Annotated in this window: 18 protein-coding genes and 1 tRNA gene; 13 read left to right on the forward strand and 6 right to left on the reverse strand. The window is 61.6% G+C overall.

The window, feature by feature from the left end; translation table 11 throughout:
- Nucleotides 1–10: 10 nt before the first annotated feature.
- The 4 genes from dprA to AAC126_RS11615 form a co-directional block, all read right to left on the reverse strand.
- The gene (gene dprA, locus AAC126_RS11600; RefSeq protein WP_339853497.1) at nucleotides 11–1153 is read right to left on the reverse strand and encodes a DNA-processing protein DprA; all 1143 of its coding nucleotides are present in this window, start codon (nucleotides 1151–1153) and stop codon (nucleotides 11–13) included.
- A gap of 61 nt (nucleotides 1154–1214) precedes the next feature.
- Entirely contained in the window at nucleotides 1215–1844 is a 630-nt protein-coding gene (plsY, locus tag AAC126_RS11605; RefSeq protein ID WP_339853498.1) for a glycerol-3-phosphate 1-O-acyltransferase PlsY, read from the reverse strand.
- Nucleotides 1837–3165, reverse strand: coding sequence for a dihydroorotase (pyrC, locus tag AAC126_RS11610; protein WP_339853499.1), 1329 nt, complete (start codon nucleotides 3163–3165; stop codon nucleotides 1837–1839). Before pyrC ends, plsY begins: the two co-directional genes overlap by 8 nt.
- A complete protein-coding gene (locus AAC126_RS11615; protein WP_339853501.1) occupies nucleotides 3162–4145 on the reverse strand; it encodes an aspartate carbamoyltransferase catalytic subunit in 984 nt (327 codons plus the stop codon). The genes pyrC and AAC126_RS11615 overlap by 4 nt, the downstream gene beginning before the upstream one ends.
- A 268-nt stretch (nucleotides 4146–4413) precedes the next feature.
- On the opposite strand from AAC126_RS11615, the gene AAC126_RS11620 reads away from it, so the two are divergent.
- Both AAC126_RS11620 and AAC126_RS11625 read left to right on the forward strand, forming a co-directional pair.
- On the forward strand, nucleotides 4414–4710 hold the full coding sequence (locus AAC126_RS11620) for an acylphosphatase (protein ID WP_339853503.1): 297 nt from the start codon (nucleotides 4414–4416) through the stop codon (nucleotides 4708–4710).
- Between the two features lie 7 nt (nucleotides 4711–4717).
- Nucleotides 4718–5140 (forward strand): hypothetical protein, encoded by a 423-nt coding sequence (locus AAC126_RS11625; RefSeq protein ID WP_339853505.1) that lies wholly within the window; start codon nucleotides 4718–4720, stop codon nucleotides 5138–5140.
- Here AAC126_RS11625 and AAC126_RS11630 read toward each other — a convergent pair.
- Together AAC126_RS11630 and lipB are read right to left on the reverse strand one after the other, a co-directional pair.
- Nucleotides 5137–5394 (reverse strand): hypothetical protein, encoded by a 258-nt coding sequence (locus AAC126_RS11630; RefSeq protein WP_339853507.1) that lies wholly within the window; start codon nucleotides 5392–5394, stop codon nucleotides 5137–5139. The two genes, AAC126_RS11625 and AAC126_RS11630, sit on opposite strands and share 4 nt — an antisense overlap.
- Before the next feature lie 129 nt (nucleotides 5395–5523).
- On the reverse strand, nucleotides 5524–6213 hold the full coding sequence (gene lipB / locus AAC126_RS11635) for a lipoyl(octanoyl) transferase LipB (protein ID WP_339853509.1): 690 nt from the start codon (nucleotides 6211–6213) through the stop codon (nucleotides 5524–5526).
- Between the two features lie 130 nt (nucleotides 6214–6343).
- On the opposite strand from lipB, the gene AAC126_RS11640 reads away from it, so the two are divergent.
- The 11 genes from AAC126_RS11640 to AAC126_RS11690 all read left to right on the forward strand — a co-directional run.
- Nucleotides 6344–6430 (forward strand) — tRNA-Leu (locus tag AAC126_RS11640).
- A 115-nt stretch (nucleotides 6431–6545) separates the two neighbouring features.
- A complete protein-coding gene (locus AAC126_RS11645; protein ID WP_339853511.1) occupies nucleotides 6546–8837 on the forward strand; it encodes an NADP-dependent malic enzyme in 2292 nt (763 codons plus the stop codon).
- Between the two features lie 3 nt (nucleotides 8838–8840).
- A complete protein-coding gene (mgtE, locus tag AAC126_RS11650) occupies nucleotides 8841–10373 on the forward strand; it encodes a magnesium transporter (RefSeq protein ID WP_339853513.1) in 1533 nt (510 codons plus the stop codon).
- 44 nt (nucleotides 10374–10417) lie between these two features.
- On the forward strand, nucleotides 10418–10810 hold the full coding sequence (locus AAC126_RS11655; RefSeq protein ID WP_339853515.1) for a MerR family DNA-binding transcriptional regulator: 393 nt from the start codon (nucleotides 10418–10420) through the stop codon (nucleotides 10808–10810).
- 22 nt (nucleotides 10811–10832) lie between these two features.
- A complete protein-coding gene (locus AAC126_RS11660) occupies nucleotides 10833–11294 on the forward strand; it encodes a PaaI family thioesterase (RefSeq protein ID WP_339853517.1) in 462 nt (153 codons plus the stop codon).
- Nucleotides 11295–11326: 32 nt separating this feature from the next.
- Nucleotides 11327–12499 (forward strand): isovaleryl-CoA dehydrogenase, encoded by a 1173-nt coding sequence (locus AAC126_RS11665; RefSeq protein ID WP_339853519.1) that lies wholly within the window; start codon nucleotides 11327–11329, stop codon nucleotides 12497–12499.
- Nucleotides 12500–12512: 13 nt separating this feature from the next.
- Nucleotides 12513–13124: a DNA-3-methyladenine glycosylase I gene (locus AAC126_RS11670; protein ID WP_339853521.1), complete on the forward strand. Its 612-nt coding sequence runs from the start codon at nucleotides 12513–12515 to the stop codon at nucleotides 13122–13124.
- A gap of 33 nt (nucleotides 13125–13157) precedes the next feature.
- Nucleotides 13158–13559, forward strand: coding sequence for a RidA family protein (locus tag AAC126_RS11675; protein WP_339853523.1), 402 nt, complete (start codon nucleotides 13158–13160; stop codon nucleotides 13557–13559).
- 12 nt (nucleotides 13560–13571) lie between these two features.
- The gene (locus AAC126_RS11680; RefSeq protein ID WP_339853525.1) at nucleotides 13572–14246 is read left to right on the forward strand and encodes an SDR family oxidoreductase; all 675 of its coding nucleotides are present in this window, start codon (nucleotides 13572–13574) and stop codon (nucleotides 14244–14246) included.
- Nucleotides 14247–14274: 28 nt separating this feature from the next.
- Nucleotides 14275–14895, forward strand: a complete 621-nt coding sequence (locus tag AAC126_RS11685; protein ID WP_339853526.1) for a 2-hydroxychromene-2-carboxylate isomerase — start codon at nucleotides 14275–14277, stop codon at nucleotides 14893–14895.
- Nucleotides 14896–14905: 10 nt separating this feature from the next.
- On the forward strand, nucleotides 14906–15674 hold a 769-nt coding region (locus AAC126_RS11690), incomplete at its 3' end, for a carboxyl transferase domain-containing protein (protein WP_339853528.1).

Consider the following 15674-nt stretch of genomic DNA (forward strand, 5'->3'; position numbering starts at 1 on the left):
ACCCTCCAGATTACGGAGGGTTATAGCGTCTCGCCACTCGATTCCCAGGATGCCGCTCGGCCTCACCAGCCAGCTCTGCTTCCAACAGGATGGTTAGGACCACCGGTGGTGACAATTGGCATTGGCGGATGATTTCGTCAACCGCTAGCGGCGTCGCGTCCAAAATGGAAAGCAGCCGGATACGTGCTTTCTCGTCAATCTCGCCGGTGGGGTGAGGGGGGGCACCGGACATGCTGAACAGGTCGGGGAGCGCCGGTTCTTCGCGCACGCCGCCCCTCAACAGCAAGCTCACAACATCGTCTGCACGCTCGATCAGATGGGCGCCGTCGCGGAGCAGTCCATTGCTTCCGGCGCAGCGCGGGTCCATCGGAGAGCCGGGCACTGCGCACACTTCCCGGCCCTGGTCGGCGGCAAATCTGGCGGTAATTAGGGATCCGGAGCGCTTGGCCGCTTCCACGACGAGCGTGGCACGGGTCAGCCCGGCAATGATCCTGTTCCGTGCGGGGAAATGACGGGCCAGGGGACGGGTGCCGATAGGCGCCTCGGCGATCAGGGCGCCCTCGGCCGCGATGCGGGCATGAAGCGCCGCATTTTCTGGCGGATAGACGATATCGGCGCCGCCCGCGACCACGGCAACAGTGCCGCTTTCAATCGAGCCCGTGTGCGCCGCCGTGTCTATGCCGCGGGCAAGGCCGGAAACAACGACAATGCCGTGTGCTCCAAGGTCACGCGCCAGTTTTTCCGTGAATCGCACGGCATTGCCCGAGGCGTTGCGGGCGCCGACGATGGAGACCGCCGGTTCGAGAAACAAATAGGGATGGCCGAACAAGGATATCGCCGCCGGCGCCCCCTCTATCTGGGCGAGCATCGCGGGATAGTCCGGCTCCCCTATCACCAGCAGGCGGCCCCCGGCCTGCTCGTTGGCGGCAATTTCCTTTTCCGCGTCTGCCGGAGCCGGGATCTTCAGCTTTGCCCGCCGGCCGCCCCGGCGGGCGAGGTCCGGCAAGTGCTCAAGTGCGATCTGTGCGGAGCCGAAGCGGGCAAGCAGGTGCTGGAATGTTACCGGGCCCACATTTTCCGTGCGGATCAGGCGAAGCCGGGCAAGCCGTTCGGCTGCGTCCGGCGCTGCTGTTGTCTGGTGTCCTCTGGCCATCGTGATCCTCCCGCCTTAGCCATGGACGGGACGGGAGGATTTCTGGGAGGCGGAGCCGAATTCAGCTCTTTGGCTTGCCTTTGGAGAAGCTGATGCGGCTTTCTTCGCCCTTTATCAGGCGGCGGATATTGCCGTGATGGCGGAAGATGATGAGCACGGCCATGAAGAGCGCGAGTTCCGCATGCTGCCGGTCGACGAGCCATTCCATATAGAGCGGCGCCGCGACGGATGCGACGAGAGCGGCGAGCGAGGAAATGCGGAAAAGCACCGCCACCGCAAGCCAGGTAAGGCCAGCCAGTCCACCGACCATGGGGGAGAGTGCGAGCAGGATGCCGAAGGCGGTCGCGACGCCCTTGCCGCCCTTGAACTTCAGCCACACCGGGAAGCAATGGCCAAGCATGGCGGCGCCTGCGGCGATCACGGCCATATCCGGACCATATTGGGAGGCCAGCAGCACGGCGGCGGCGCCTTTGCCGCTGTCTCCGATCATGGTGGCGAGCGCCAGGGCCTTGTTACCGGTGCGCAGCACGTTGGTTGCGCCGATGCTGCCGGAGCCGATGGTCCGGACATCACCATGCCCGGCGAGCCGTGTAAGGACGAGCCCGAAGGGGATGGAGCCGAGCAGATAGGCCGCGAGCGCGCAGGCATAGAATGGCCATGTATAGTCGAGAGGTCCCAGAAGGTCAGGCATCGGGGAACCTCCGCCGCTCGGGCACGGGTGAGGTCTCGATATCGAAAACCAGATTACCGGCTCTGTAGGTGCGCTCGACGCGGCCCTGCACCGGGCGCTCGTCGAATGGCGTGTTCCTGGATTTTCCGCGCAGCTCGTCCCGGTCGATCCGCACGGCGCGGTTCTGATCGAACAGGATGAAATCCGCGAGATGCCCCTTGCGGAGGCGGCCGGCCGGCAACTTCAGCAGATCGGCCGGGGACTGTGTCAGGGCCTTCAGCATGGTCAACAGCGGGACCTGCTCGTTATGCACCAGCTCCAGCGAGACCGCGAGAAGCGTTTCCAGACCGACGCCGCCGAAATCCGCCTGTGTGAAAGGCAGACGCTTCTGGTCCCGGTCGCCCGGGGTATGGGCGCTGACGATGGCATCGATGGTGCCGTCGGCAATTCCTTCGATCACCGCCAGACGGTCTTCCTCGGTGCGCAGAGGCGGGGATAGCTTGGCGAAGGTGCGGTACCCGACCACGGCGGATTCGGTCAGCGAGAAATAGGGCGGCGCGGTGTCCGCTGTGACCCGCAGCCCGGCCGCTTTGGCCCGGCGCACGGCATCGACTGCCGCTGCGGTGGAAAGGCAGGAGAAATGCAGCCGGCCGCCGGTCAATTCGACCAGCCGGAGATCCCGCTCGATCATCATCACCTCGGCCGCGGCCGGAATGCCGGGCAGGCCGAGCCGTGTGGCCGTCTCGCCCTCGTTCATCACGCCGCTGCCAACCATCTCCGGCATTTCGGGATGCTGGATGATCACGGTATCGAACAGTTGCGCATAGGAGAGCAGGCGGCGCATCACGAGGGGATGCGCAATGGCCTTGCCGCCGTCGGTGAAACCGGCCGCGCCGGATTCATGCAGCAGGCCGAGTTCGGTCATCACCTTGCCGCCGAGCCCCTTGGTGGCCGCGGCATAGGAATGGATGTTGACCAGTCCGACATCGCGTCCCAGCCGCTCGACGAATTCCAGCACCGCCACATCATCGACGATGGGATCGGTGTTAGGCAGGCAGGTGAAGGTGGTGACACCACCGGCGACCGCAGCCTGTGCTGCCGTCGCCAGGGTTTCGATATGCTCGTTCCCCGGCTCGCCGGTGGAGACCCGCATGTCAACCAGACCCGGCGCGAGGCAGAGCCCCTTGCAGTCGACCACATGCACGTCCTCCTGGACGGCATCGACAAAAACGTTCGGGCCGATATCGAGGACCCGGGCTCCGTCCACCAGCATGGCGCCCTGCGTATCCAGCCCGGATTCCGGGTCGAGCAGGCGGGCATTCTTGAAAAGAGTACGGCTCACTGGTTTTTCGCCCACGGTTCGATCTGCGCTTCCGCCAACACTTCAAGGCAGGCCATGCGGACGGCAACACCCATCTCGACCTGCTCGCGGATAAGGCTGCGGTCAATGTCGTCGGCAACGTCCGAATCAATCTCGACGCCCCGGTTCATCGGTCCCGGGTGCATGACCAGAGCGTCCGGCTTGGCGACCGAGAGTTTTTCATGATCGAGGCCGAACAGCCGGTAATACTCGCGGACGGACGGCACGAAGCTGCCTTCCATGCGCTCGTTCTGCAGCCGCAGCATCATCACGATGTCGCAGTCGGCAAGCCCGGTGCGCATGTCGTGATGGATTTCGACACCGAGCCGTTCAAGGCCTGGCGGGATCAGGGTCGGCGGGGCGCAAATCCGGACCCGGGCCCCCATGATCGAGAGCAGGTGGATATTGGAACGGGCAACCCGGCTGTGGGCGACATCGCCGCAGATCGCGACCAGCAGTCCGGTCAGGTCGCCCTTGCGGCGGCGGATCGTCAGCGCATCGAGCAGGGCCTGGGTCGGATGCTCGTGCGTGCCGTCGCCGGCATTGATCACACCGCAATTCACCTTCTGCGCCAGCAAGTGCACCGCGCCCGAGTCGCCGTGCCGGATGGTCAGTACATCCGGGTGCATGGCGTTCAGGGTGACTGCCGTGTCGATCAGGGTTTCCCCCTTCTTCACCGAACTGGTGCCGACCGACATGTTGAGCACGTCGGCGCCGAGCCGCTTGCCCGCCAGCTCGAAGCTGGTGCGCGTGCGGGTCGAGTTCTCGAAGAAGAGATTGATGATTGTGCGACCGCGCAGGCTCGACATCTTCTTGTCCGCGCGGCGATTGATATCGACATAGCGGTCGGAAAGATCCAGGAGCGCTTCAATGTCGGGGCGCGATAACCCTTCGATGCCGAGCAGGTGTCGGAGTCGAAGTGCGGGCGCGTCACTTTGGGGCGAGGGCTGAGTGTTTGTCATTAAAGGCCCGTTATACGCATTGCCCCCCGGACCCGGCAAGAACGATCACGGAGGCTTTCGTGTTTTATTGCGGAGGCGGCGAAACGCCTGCCTGACAGTGTTGCGTTAATCGATCTTTTTTGGATTTCACGGATGCCGTTTTCCCTGCTGAGAGGGAGAATCGGGCACAGCCCCGGGACTGGCCCGGAGGGTGCCGCCCTATACATTTACCGGTGCATTGGCTAACTCTGTGCCAAGAGACGCATCACCAACTGACGGGTTTCTGGTCATGAGCGAACATGTTCCGCGAACAACGATACGGGCGGTGATTTCCGGCCGGGTCCAGGGTGTCTGGTATCGTGGATGGACCGTGGGCGAGGCGAGTGGGGCTGGCCTTGATGGCTGGGTCCGGAACAGGAGCGACGGTACGGTCGAAGCGGTCTTTTCCGGCCCGTCCGAGCGTGTCGATGCGATGATCGAAGCCTGCCGCGTTGGTCCGCCTGCCGCCAAGGTGACCGGCATTGAGTGTTTCGACGATGCCGACCCGCCTGGCCAGTCCGGATTCCACCAGCGGCCGACGCTCTGAGGCTCTGATGAAGAGCGCTGGACGTGCCCTGTCATCCTCTCACGAGATGCACCGGAGACTGGACTGGATCGGGGAGCTGGTCGATCGGGAGAGTGATGGCGAGGGGCTGGATCTTTCACCGCAGGCCGCCGCGCTTTTTGACGAGATGAGCCGTTGCTTTGCCGCCGGAGCCTGGCTGGCGTCCCTGGTGCTGGCACAAGCGGCGCTGGATGCGGAGCTGCATCAGGGCGCCATCGACGGGCTGCCTCAGAACGAAGCCCGCTTTGGCCCGGATTATCTCTGGCTGCGTAACCGGCGTAATCACCTTCTCCATGCGGACGACCCGCGCCCGGCGGTAACTTCCGCTGACCTGGTGCAGGAGGGCCAGCGTCTGGAACAGGAGGCGCGCCGTGCAATCGGACTTATGGTGAAGGCAGTTACGTCACGCTAGTCAGGCTGGGAGTTTCGCGGAACATAGGTTCGGTCCTCCGGAGCGGCGAGAAACCAGACGGCAGCCGGATTTACCTGCAAAAATGCACCGCCCTTGGCGGGGACCTTCTGCAACAGGCGCTTTTCGAGAAGACCAAGGATCAGGTCCGTGACCGGAGCGTCTATGCGGCTGACGAACTCTCCAACGTCTTGCGGATTCGACGGATCGTAACCGTTCAGAATCAGATCGAATACCTCGCACTCATCGGGCGTCATATCGCGGACAATGTCCGCTATGTTGGTCCGCTGAAGCGTCATTCAAAAAATAGACCGTTCGAGTGAGTGTCACCATATTGTATCAAGTTGGTGTGTGCAAGTTAACGGTAATTTTTTATAAAATGCTTTTTAATCGCTGTTTGTGACGTCATCCTGCCGCGCGAACTGGCCACCGGGGCCAAATACGCGCTCGAATGCGGCGCGCAGTTCGAGATCGGCTTCGGACATTGAAACAAGCTGTCCCATGTCGAGCAGGCTGGTGATGCCGTGCTCGCTGATGCCGCAGGGCACGATACCTTCGAAATGAGAGAGGTCCGGCTCAACATTCAGGGAAATTCCGTGCATGGAAACCCAGCGCTTCAGACGCACGCCGATGGCGGCGATCTTGTCCTCCCGTAACGGGGAGCCGATATCGCCGCGTGCCACCCAGATGCCAACCCGGCCATTCCGCCGCTCTCCCTTCACGTTGAAGGCGGCAAGTGTCCGGATGATCCAGTCCTCCAGAGCGCAGACGTAAGCACGGATGTCCTGTTTGCGGGATTTCAGATCGAGCAGCACATAAGCCACCCGTTGCCCAGGGCCGTGATAGGTGTACTGGCCGCCACGTCCGGTCTGGAAGATCGGGAAGCGTTCCGTTTCCAGAAGGTCCTCGGGGTTTGCGCTGGTGCCGGCTGTATAGAGCGGAGGGTGTTCCAGAAGCCAGACGAGTTCCGGTGCCGTGCCGTCGCGAATAGCCGCCGCCCGGGCGTCCATTTCGGCAACTGCGTCCGGGTAAGCAACCAGCTTATCGGATATCCGCCATTCGACCTTCATGCTCATCTCTCTCCTGGCCGGATCAAAGTTTTTTCACGTCCATGCTTTTTTCGGCACAATGCTACTTGATCCCGGTAAAGGGATTTGCTACTCCCCCGCATCCCGAAGGCGCAAGCCTTCAGATGTCACCACATGTGCGGTCGTGGCGGAATTGGTAGACGCGCAGCGTTGAGGTCGCTGTCCTGGAAACAGGGTGGAAGTTCGAGTCTTCTCGACCGCACCATCTCTCTCTGTATCATAATGACTTAATTGCCTTTCGGCGCCACATCTGCTGTGGCGTTATAAGGCTATGCGGTCTATCCAATGACCGGATACGGATGTGATCGGGGAGAGCCATCGTGGCTGATGAGGGACTGAAGGAAGCGGCACTTTATTTTCACAAGCACCCGAGGCCGGGAAAGCTGACGGTCGAAGCGACCAAGCCGCTTGCGACCCAGCGCGACCTCTCTCTTGCCTATTCCCCGGGTGTTGCCTACGCCTGCATGGCTATCGTCGAGGACCCGAACGAAGTCCGGAACATGACGGCCCGCGGCAATCTTGTCGGCGTGATCACGAACGGCACCGCAGTGCTTGGTCTCGGCAATATCGGCCCGCTTGCTTCCAAGCCGGTGATGGAAGGCAAGGCCGTCCTCTTCAAGAAATTCGCCTATATCGATGTGTTCGACCTCGAGGTCGATGAGCTCGATGTCGACAAGTTCTGCGATGTCGTGGCGTCTCTTGAGCCGACCTTCGGGGGGATCAATCTCGAAGATATCAAGGCGCCGGAATGTTTCGAGATCGAGGAAAAACTCCGCGCCCGCATGAATATTCCGGTCTTCCATGACGACCAGCACGGCACGGCCATCATTGTCGCGGCGGCGATTCTGAGTGGTCTGCGCTGCGTCGACAAGAAGCTGGAAGACATCAAGCTGGTCACTTCCGGTGCCGGCGCTGCAGCGCTCGCCTGCCTGAAGCTGCTCGTCTCCATGGGTGTGAAATACGAGAACATTACCGTCACGGACATTGACGGCGTGGTCTACAAGGGCCGTGCCGCGATGAACCCGCACCTTGAGGTGTTTGCCCAGGATACGGATGCCCGCACCCTTGGTGAAGTCATGGACGGGGCCGATGTTTTCCTCGGCCTCTCCGCGCCGGGTGTCCTGAAACAGGACATGGTCAAGAAGATGGCGAAGGACCCGCTGGTTCTCGCTCTTGCCAATCCGGATCCGGAAATCACGCCGGAAGATGTGCGCGCGGTGCGTCCCGATGCGCTGATCTGTACCGGCCGTTCGGATTATCCGAATCAGGTGAACAACGTTCTCTGCTTCCCGTATATTTTCCGTGGCGCGCTGGATGTCGGGGCAACCACGATCAATGAGGAAATGAAGATCGCGGCGGTCGAGGCCATCGCCGATCTGGCGCAGCAGGAAGCTTCCGACATTGTCGCGAGTGCCTATGGCGGCGAGGCGCCGTCCTTCGGCCCGGAATATCTGATCCCGAAGCCGTTCGACCCGCGCCTGATCCTGGAAATCGCCCCGCGTGTTGCCAGGGCCGCGATGGACAGCGGTGTCGCCACCATGCCGATGGAGGATTTCGACTGGTATCACGAGAAGCTGAGCCAGTTCGTCTACCGCTCCGGCCAGGTGATGCGTCCGGTGGTGCTGTCCGCCAAGCAGGACCCGAAACGGATTGCCTTCGCGGAAGGGGAGCAGGACCGCATCCTGCGCGCGGCCCAGAGCATTGTCGATGAAGGCATCGCGCGTCCGCTTCTGATCGGCCGGCGCGATGTGATCGCCGGGAAGATCGAGGAGCTGCATCTTCGTCTGAAGCCGGACGAGGATATCGAGATCGTCGATATGCAGAATGACGACAGGCTCGATTCCTTCGCGGCGACCTATCACGAAATGATGGCCCGGCGCGGTGTCGCACCGGACCGGGCGCGGCAGATCATGCGCAACCGGCCGACGGCGATTTCATCGGTCATGGTGTGCCGGGGTGAGGCCGATGCCGGTATCTGCGGCGCGATCGGCCGCTGGCGCGATCATCTGGTGGAAGTCATTGACGTCATCGGTCCGCGCTCTGGCGTGCATCGCTGCACGGCTCTCAGCCTGCTGATCATGCCGCAGGGTCCGATTTTCATTCTCGACACCCACGTCAATCCGAACCCGAGCACTTCCGATCTGGTCGAAATGGTCGGGCTGGCGACGACCGAGGTCCGGAGTTTCGGTATCGAGCCGAAGGTCGCCTTGCTGTCGCATTCCAATTTCGGCTCGTCCAATCTCGAATCGGCCGTGCGCATGCGGGAATCCGTGGCAGCGCTCAAAAAAGCCTATCCGAATGTCGAGATCGAAGGCGAAATGCATGCGGATGCGGCGCTCAGCGAAGCGACCCGTGACAGGGCTTTCCCGGGGGCCGGGCTGACCGGAGCCGCGAACCTGCTGGTCATGCCGGGAATCGATTCAGCCAATATTTCCTTCAATCTGCTGAAGACTCTCGGTCGCGGTCTGTCCGTCGGGCCGATCCTGCTGGGAACGGCCTATCCCATGCACATCCTGACCTCGTCGGTCACAGTGCGCGGGATCATCAACATGGCTGCGGTCGCCGTTGTCGATGCGCAGGAGCACCACCGCATTCGCGCCAAGAAGGGATAGCTCATGAGCGTCGAAGGCCCCAACGACCCCATCAAGGAGCCGTCGGAATCCTTCGGCGCCGAGCAGGTTTCTCAGGAAGAGATTGCGGCTTTCGAGCGGAAAGCCCGGGCCAAGCGCAAGAAGAAGAAGCTGAAGCAGCGCATCAGGACGCTTGAGAAGAAGCTTGCCGTCTATGACAGCGATACGGCGTCGAAGCTCTATGGCCTGACGCCCGAGCTGGAAAAAGAAGTCGCCCAGGCGCTTGCTCCTGAAAAAGCGCGTCAGCTGTACCGGTTGGTCCGCCCGCTTCATGCCGCCGACCACGCGGATCTGATCGAGCGCTATTCGGGGCGTGACCGGGAGACGCTGGTCACGGTGCTCGGGCGTTATTTCGATCCGGAGACGCTGACCTATCTCGACGACAAGGTGCGTGAGGAAATCATTCCTCTGCTCGACGAGGAGGTCCTCAAGAACGCCCTGCAGATGCTGGAATCCGACGATGCTGTCGAGGTTCTGGGCGAGCTGGACGATGTCGATCAGGCCCGTCTGCTGGATGCCTTGCCCGAACGCGAACGGGCAATGGTGGAAGAGGGGCTGACCTACGACGAGGCCAGCGCCGGCCGTCTCATGCAGCGCGAGATGGTGACGGTGCCGGAGCATTGGACTGTTGGCCAGACCATCGATTTCATGCGGACGACGGAACAGCTGCCGAATAATTTTTACGACATTTTCGTCGTGGATCCGGCGCATCACCCTCTCGGAAAATTGTCGCTCAGCCGGCTTTTGCGCAGCAAGCGGCCGGTTCTGGTCGAGGATGTCATGCGGACCGACTTTCACACCGTTCCGGTGGTGATGGACCAGGAAGACGTTGCCATGCTGTTCCGGCAGTATGGGCTTGTCTCCGCACCGGTGGTGGACGCGGCCGGCCGATTGATCGGCATGATCACGGTGGATGACGTGGTCGAAGTCATGAACGAGGAAGCGGAGGAAGATATCCTGCGCCTCGGTGGTGTGGCGAACGACGATCTGCATGGCAGCCTGTTCAGCACGGCGCGCAGCCGGTTCTCCTGGCTGGCGGTCAATCTGATGACGGCGATTGTCGCCTCCGGGGTGATCGGAGCCTTCGAGACCACGATCGAGAAGATCGTCGCCCTTGCGGTTCTGATGCCGATCGTTGCCTCCATGGGCGGCAATGCGGGAACCCAGACCCTGACCGTCGCTGTGCGGGCTTTGTCCATGCGTGAGCTGAGTTCCACCAACGCCTTCAAGTTTGTGATGAAGGAAATGACGGTGGGCTCCCTGAACGGGATCATGTTCGCGTTGATTGCCGCCGGCGCCTGCTGGGCCTGGTTCGGAGATCCGAAGATCGCGGCGGTCATGGGCTCGGCCATGGTGATCAATCTGTTTGTCGCCGGTCTTTCCGGAACGCTGATCCCGATCACGCTTGAACGGTTCAAGATCGACCCGGCCGTTGCCTCCACGGTGTTCCTCACCACGGTGACCGATGTGGTCGGCTTTTTCACCTTTCTCGGGCTTGCCGCACTCTTCCTGATGTAACCGGACCGATTGACGTTAGCGTCAATCGGTGATTTTCTTTTCGCATGCTGAAGGAAATCACCACGGCGGATCTTGCCCGCGAGTACGATCTGACAACACGGGCGATCCGGCATTATGAGGCTCTGGGCCTGATCTGCCCCGCCAGGCGTGGCCGGACACGGATCTTCAGCCAGCGGGACAAGGTGCGTGTCGGCCTGATCGCACGGGGGCGGAGGCTTGGCCTCGCTCTTGAGGAAATCCGCGAGATCATCGACCTGTACGACGCTGAACGCGGCGAGGAACGGCAGATTTTGCTGCTTCTCGGCAAGCTCCGGGCACGGCGGGCCAAGCTGCAGGAGCAGGTTCGCGAGATGACCCTGATCCTGGACGAACTCGATGCCGTCGAGGCGAGTTGCATTGAGGCGTTGACGGATCTCGCTAAAGACGGGAATGATTGACGTGAACGTCAATGAAGGTCCGATGTCCAGTATTCAGACACCCAATCCAGAATTCGCCGTCCGTGTGCGGGAAAGCTTCGCGCGGCAGGCTTTCATGGCGCATATCGGCGCCGTGCTTTCGGATGTCGCGCCGGGGCGCTGCGAGATCGATCTTCCCTATCGGGAGGAACTGACCCAGCAACACGGCTTCTTCCATGGCGGCATCATCGGCACGCTGGCGGACAATGCCTGCGGCTATGCCGCCTTTACGCTGGCGCCGGCGGATGCCAGCATCCTGACTGTCGAATACAAGATGAACATCGTCTCTCCCGGAGATGGAGAGCGGCTGGTTGCGAGGGCTGAAGTCGTGCGCCCCGGCCGTTCGCTCGTGGTCTGCCGGGGTGACGTTTATGCGGTAAAGAACGGCACGGAAAAACTGGCCGCGACCGCGCTTGCCACAATGATGCTCATGCATGGTCGCGAAGACGACCGGAGCGGCACCTGACGCCGTGAAGATGCAAAGCGGAGGAAACGAGAATGATTCCGAATGATATCCCCTCGCTGAACTACGATCTGGGCGAGACGGCGGACATGCTGCGCGATGCGGTGCGTTCCTTCTCGGCGGACGAGATCGCGCCGCGCGCGGCGGAGATCGACCGGTCGAACGAGTTTCCGATGGATCTCTGGCCGAAGCTCGGCGCTCTCGGTGTGCTCGGCGTGACCGTGGACGAAAAGTATGGCGGTGCCGGGATGGGGTATCTCGAGCATTCCGTTGCGATGGAAGAGATCAGCCGGGCGTCTGCGTCTGTCGGCCTCAGTTATGGCGCCCATTCCAATCTTTGTGTGAACCAGATCAGGCTGAACGGCACCGAGGAGCAGCGGCAGAAATATCTGCCGAAACTGATCTCCGGGGAGCATGTCGGCGCGCTGGCCATGAGCGAGCCCGGGGCGGGCTCCGACGTGGTTTCGATGAAGCTGCGGGCGGAAAAGAAGGGCGACCGTTACGTCCTGAACGGCACCAAGATGTGGATCACCAATGGTCCCGACGCGGACACGCTGGTGGTCTATGCCAAGACGGATCCGGACGCGCATCAGCACGGCATCACCGCCTTTCTGGTCGAGAAGGGCTTCAAGGGATTCTCGACGGCGCAGAAGCTGGACAAGCTGGGCATGCGCGGCTCGAATACCTGCGAGCTGGTGTTCGAGGATTGCGAGATCCCGGAGGAAAACGTCCTTGGCAAACTGAACGGCGGCGCCCGGGTGCTGATGAGCGGGCTTGATTATGAGCGCGCCGTGCTGGCGGCCGGATCGCTCGGCATCATGCAGGCCTGCATGGATATCGTCGTGCCCTACATTCATGAGCGTAAACAGTTCGGCAAGGCGATCGGCGAGTTCCAGCTCATGCAGGGCAAGATCGCCGATATGTATGTGACGATGAATTCAGCCAAGGCCTACGTCTATACCGTAGCCAAGGCGTGCGACCGGGGCGAGGTCACGCGCAAGGACGCCGCCGGCGCGATCCTCTATGCTGCGGAGAAGGCGACCTGGATGGCGCTTGAGGCGATCCAGTGCCTCGGCGGCAACGGATATATCAACGACAATGCGACCGGACGGCTGTTGCGGGATGCCAAGCTGTACGAGATCGGCGCCGGCACCAGCGAAATCCGCCGGATGTTGATCGGCCGCGAACTTTTCAAGGAAACTGCCTGACCGGGAGGGCCACGTGGCCATTGATCATGAAAACGGCCTGATCCATGAGGCTGACGGCAAACCGCGCTGCTGGTGGTGTGCCGGAGACGATCTCTACCGTCATTATCACGATACCGAATGGGGCCAGCGGGCGCGTGACGATCGCACATTGTTCGAGAAGATCTGTCTTGAGGGGTTTCAGTCCGGTCTTTCCTGGCTGACCATTCTGCGCAAGCGCGAGAATTTCCGCGCGGCCTTTGCCAATTTCGAGATCGAGAAGGTTGCTGCTTTCACCGACGCGGATATCGAGCGTTGTGTACAGGATGCCGGGATTGTCCGGCACCGGGGCAAGATCGTCTCGACCATCAACAATGCGAGGCGGGCCATCGAGCTGATCGAAAAGGAAGGTTCGCTCTCCGACTATGTCTGGAGCTTCAGGGCGGAACATCGCGGGCCGGAGCGGCTCGACTTTGCGACCTTGCAGACGATGGCCACCACGCCGGAATCGGCGGCCCTGTCGAAGGACCTGAAAAAACGCGGCTGGAGCTTCGTCGGCCCGACCACCTGTTACGCATTCATGCAGGCCATGGGCATGGTCGATGATCATGTCGAGGGTTGTCACGTTACGGTCGGGGAGCGACGGTAGCGCGCGGCCAGCAAGAGCCGGAGGGAGGACAGTATGATCGGAAAGCGCATCTATTCAGGCTCGCCGTTCGAGGAAATGGCCGGATATGCCCGTGCCGTTGTCGATGGCGACATGGTCTATGTCTCCGGCACGACGGGTTTCAATCCGGAGACCATGAGCTTTCCGGATTCGGTGGAGGAGCAGGCCGAGCTGTGTTTCCAGAATATCCAGCGGGCACTGATGCAGGCGCGCAGCAATCTGGAAAACATGCTCCGGGTTCGGGTCTTCGTCGCCAGCCGGGAAGAGTTCGACCGGATCAAGCCAATCATCAAGAAATATTGCGATGCCGCGCGCCCGGCCAACACCACCATAATCTGCGACCTCGCCGAGGAGCAGATGCGTGTCGAGGTCGAGGTGACGGCGAAGGCCATCGTGCATCACGGCAATGAGCGCTGAGGGAGGCGAGGAATGCCAACTGTTTTGATTACTGGAGCAAACCGGGGGATTGGTCTGGAACTGGCGCGTGCCTATGCGGCGGATGGATGGTCCGTCATCGGCGCCTGCCGCAACCCGGGTGCGGCCACCGATCTCGCGGCCATCAAGGGTGTCGAGCTTTGCCCGCTGGACGTAACGGATGCGGCGAGCATCGCGGCCATGGCGGAACGCTATAAGGGCCGTCCGGTTGATGTATTGCTGAATAATGCGGGCATCATCGGCGGGCGCGGCATGCTGGCCGAGATCGATTACGCGGCCTGGGCCGATACGATGGAAACCAATCTGTTCGGGCCGACCCGCATCGCCGAGGCGATGAAGGACAATGTGCTGTCCAGTGAGCGCAAGCAGATGGCCTTCATCAGCTCGATGATGGGCTCACTCGCGGAATGCACCGGTGGATCCTATATTTACCGGTCTTCCAAGGCCGCGCTCAACATGGCCGTCAAATGCCTGTCGCTGGAGTTCGCCGGAAAGGGACTCACAGCCGTGATGTTCCATCCGGGCCATGTGCGCACCGATATGGGCGGCGCGGCGGCCCCGGTTCTGCCGGTGGAAAGCGCAACAGGCATCAAGTCCGTGATCGACGGGTTGAGCCCGTCCGACAACGGGCGGTTCTTCAACTACGACGGAACGGAATTGCCGTGGTGACCGGCCACGGAGTTAAGGGAGCGAAACAATGACCGAGAACGGTACGGGCGGAAGTCCGATCATCTTTTATTACGATTACTCTTCACCGTTTGCCTATCTGGCGGCCCACAAGATCAACGAGCTGGCAAAGCTTTATGACCGCACTGTCGATTGGCGGCCGACCCTGCTCGGCGCGATCTTCAAGCTGAACGGTAACGCCCCCTTGATGGACCAGCCGCTGAAAGGCGCATATTCCCGCCGTGACCTCGACCGCTGTGCCCGCCTCATGGGGCTTTCCCTGAGTTTTCCGGAGAGCTTCCCGTTTCTTTCCGTGGCGGCGGCACGAGCGACATGGTGGCTGAAAGGCAAGGACGAGGCGCTCGCGCAAAAAGTAGCGCTGGCCCTGTTCAATGCGGCTTTTCAGGAGACGAAGCCGATCAACAGTGCCGAGGCTGTTATCGAGGTTGCCGCTGCGAACGGTGTCGATCCGGACGAGCTTCGCGCGGCGCTTAACGATGCGGACGTGAAGGACAAGCTGAAAACAGAGGTCGATGCCTCGATTGAGGCCGGGGTCTGTGGTGCGCCGTTCTTCATTGTCGATGGCGAGCCGTTCTGGGGTGCAGATCGGCTGGACCATGTCGAGCGCTGGCTCAGCACCGGCGGCTGGTAAGGGTTTTCCAATGACGGTTATCAAGACCGCCCTCGCGGGCCGAGACGAAACTTTCCGGCGCAATGCGGATCGGATGCGAGCGCTTGTCGCGGATCTGCAGGAGCAGGTTGCCAGCGTGAAGCTGGGCGGTGGTGCCCGCAGCCAGGAACGGCATGTCAGCCGGGGCAAGTTGCTGCCACGGGATAGGGTCCGGACCTTGCTCGATCCAGGCGCGCCGTGGCTCGAATTTTCCCAACTCGCGGCCCATGGCATGTATGGCGGTGATATTTCCTCGGGTGGCCTTCTGACCGGCATCGGCCGCGTTATGGGCCAGGAAGTCATGGTCATTGCCAACGATGCGACGGTGAAGGGCGGAACCTATTTTCCGATCACCGTGAAGAAGCATCTTCGGGCTCAGGAAATCGCCTGGCAGAACGGATTGCCCTGTATCTATCTGGTGGATTCCGGTGGGGCCTTCCTGCCGGAGCAGGATGAAGTCTTTCCCGACCGGGATCACTTCGGGCGGATTTTCTACAACCAGGCCAACATGTCGGCGGACGGTATCCCGCAGATTGCGGTAGTGATGGGCTCCTGCACGGCGGGCGGCGCCTATGTCCCTGCCATGTCGGACGAAAGCATCATCGTCAAGGAGCAGGGCACGATCTTCCTCGGTGGCCCGCCGCTCGTGAAGGCAGCAACTGGTGAAGTCGTCAGCGCTGAGGATTTGGGCGGCGCGGACGTGCACTCCCGCATCTCCGGCGTGACCGATCATATCGCCCGGGACGACACCCACGCGCTTG

Source organism: uncultured Nisaea sp., assembly GCF_963974195.1.
In the GTDB taxonomy this organism is placed as follows: Bacteria; Pseudomonadota; Alphaproteobacteria; order Thalassobaculales; family Thalassobaculaceae; genus Nisaea.

Excerpts from the sequence above, each read along its gene's own strand:
- AAC126_RS11655 (WP_339853515.1), top strand. The coding sequence starts at position 10,418 with ATGCTGAAGGAAATCACCACGGCGGATCTTGCCCGCGAGTACGATCTG.
- plsY (WP_339853498.1), bottom strand. The coding sequence starts at position 1,844 with ATGCCTGACCTTCTGGGACCTCTCGACTATACATGGCCATTCTATGCC.
- AAC126_RS11680 (WP_339853525.1), top strand. The coding sequence starts at position 13,572 with ATGCCAACTGTTTTGATTACTGGAGCAAACCGGGGGATTGGTCTGGAA.
- lipB (WP_339853509.1), bottom strand. The coding sequence starts at position 6,213 with ATGAGCATGAAGGTCGAATGGCGGATATCCGATAAGCTGGTTGCTTAC.
- AAC126_RS11665 (WP_339853519.1), top strand. The coding sequence starts at position 11,327 with ATGATTCCGAATGATATCCCCTCGCTGAACTACGATCTGGGCGAGACG.
- AAC126_RS11685 (WP_339853526.1), top strand. The coding sequence starts at position 14,275 with ATGACCGAGAACGGTACGGGCGGAAGTCCGATCATCTTTTATTACGAT.
- dprA (WP_339853497.1), bottom strand. The coding sequence starts at position 1,153 with ATGGCCAGAGGACACCAGACAACAGCAGCGCCGGACGCAGCCGAACGG.
- AAC126_RS11660 (WP_339853517.1), top strand. The coding sequence starts at position 10,833 with ATGTCCAGTATTCAGACACCCAATCCAGAATTCGCCGTCCGTGTGCGG.
- AAC126_RS11625 (WP_339853505.1), top strand. The coding sequence starts at position 4,718 with ATGAAGAGCGCTGGACGTGCCCTGTCATCCTCTCACGAGATGCACCGG.
- AAC126_RS11615 (WP_339853501.1), bottom strand. The coding sequence starts at position 4,145 with ATGACAAACACTCAGCCCTCGCCCCAAAGTGACGCGCCCGCACTTCGA.
- mgtE (WP_339853513.1), top strand. The coding sequence starts at position 8,841 with ATGAGCGTCGAAGGCCCCAACGACCCCATCAAGGAGCCGTCGGAATCC.
- AAC126_RS11630 (WP_339853507.1), bottom strand. The coding sequence starts at position 5,394 with ATGACGCCCGATGAGTGCGAGGTATTCGATCTGATTCTGAACGGTTAC.
- AAC126_RS11675 (WP_339853523.1), top strand. The coding sequence starts at position 13,158 with ATGATCGGAAAGCGCATCTATTCAGGCTCGCCGTTCGAGGAAATGGCC.
- AAC126_RS11620 (WP_339853503.1), top strand. The coding sequence starts at position 4,414 with ATGAGCGAACATGTTCCGCGAACAACGATACGGGCGGTGATTTCCGGC.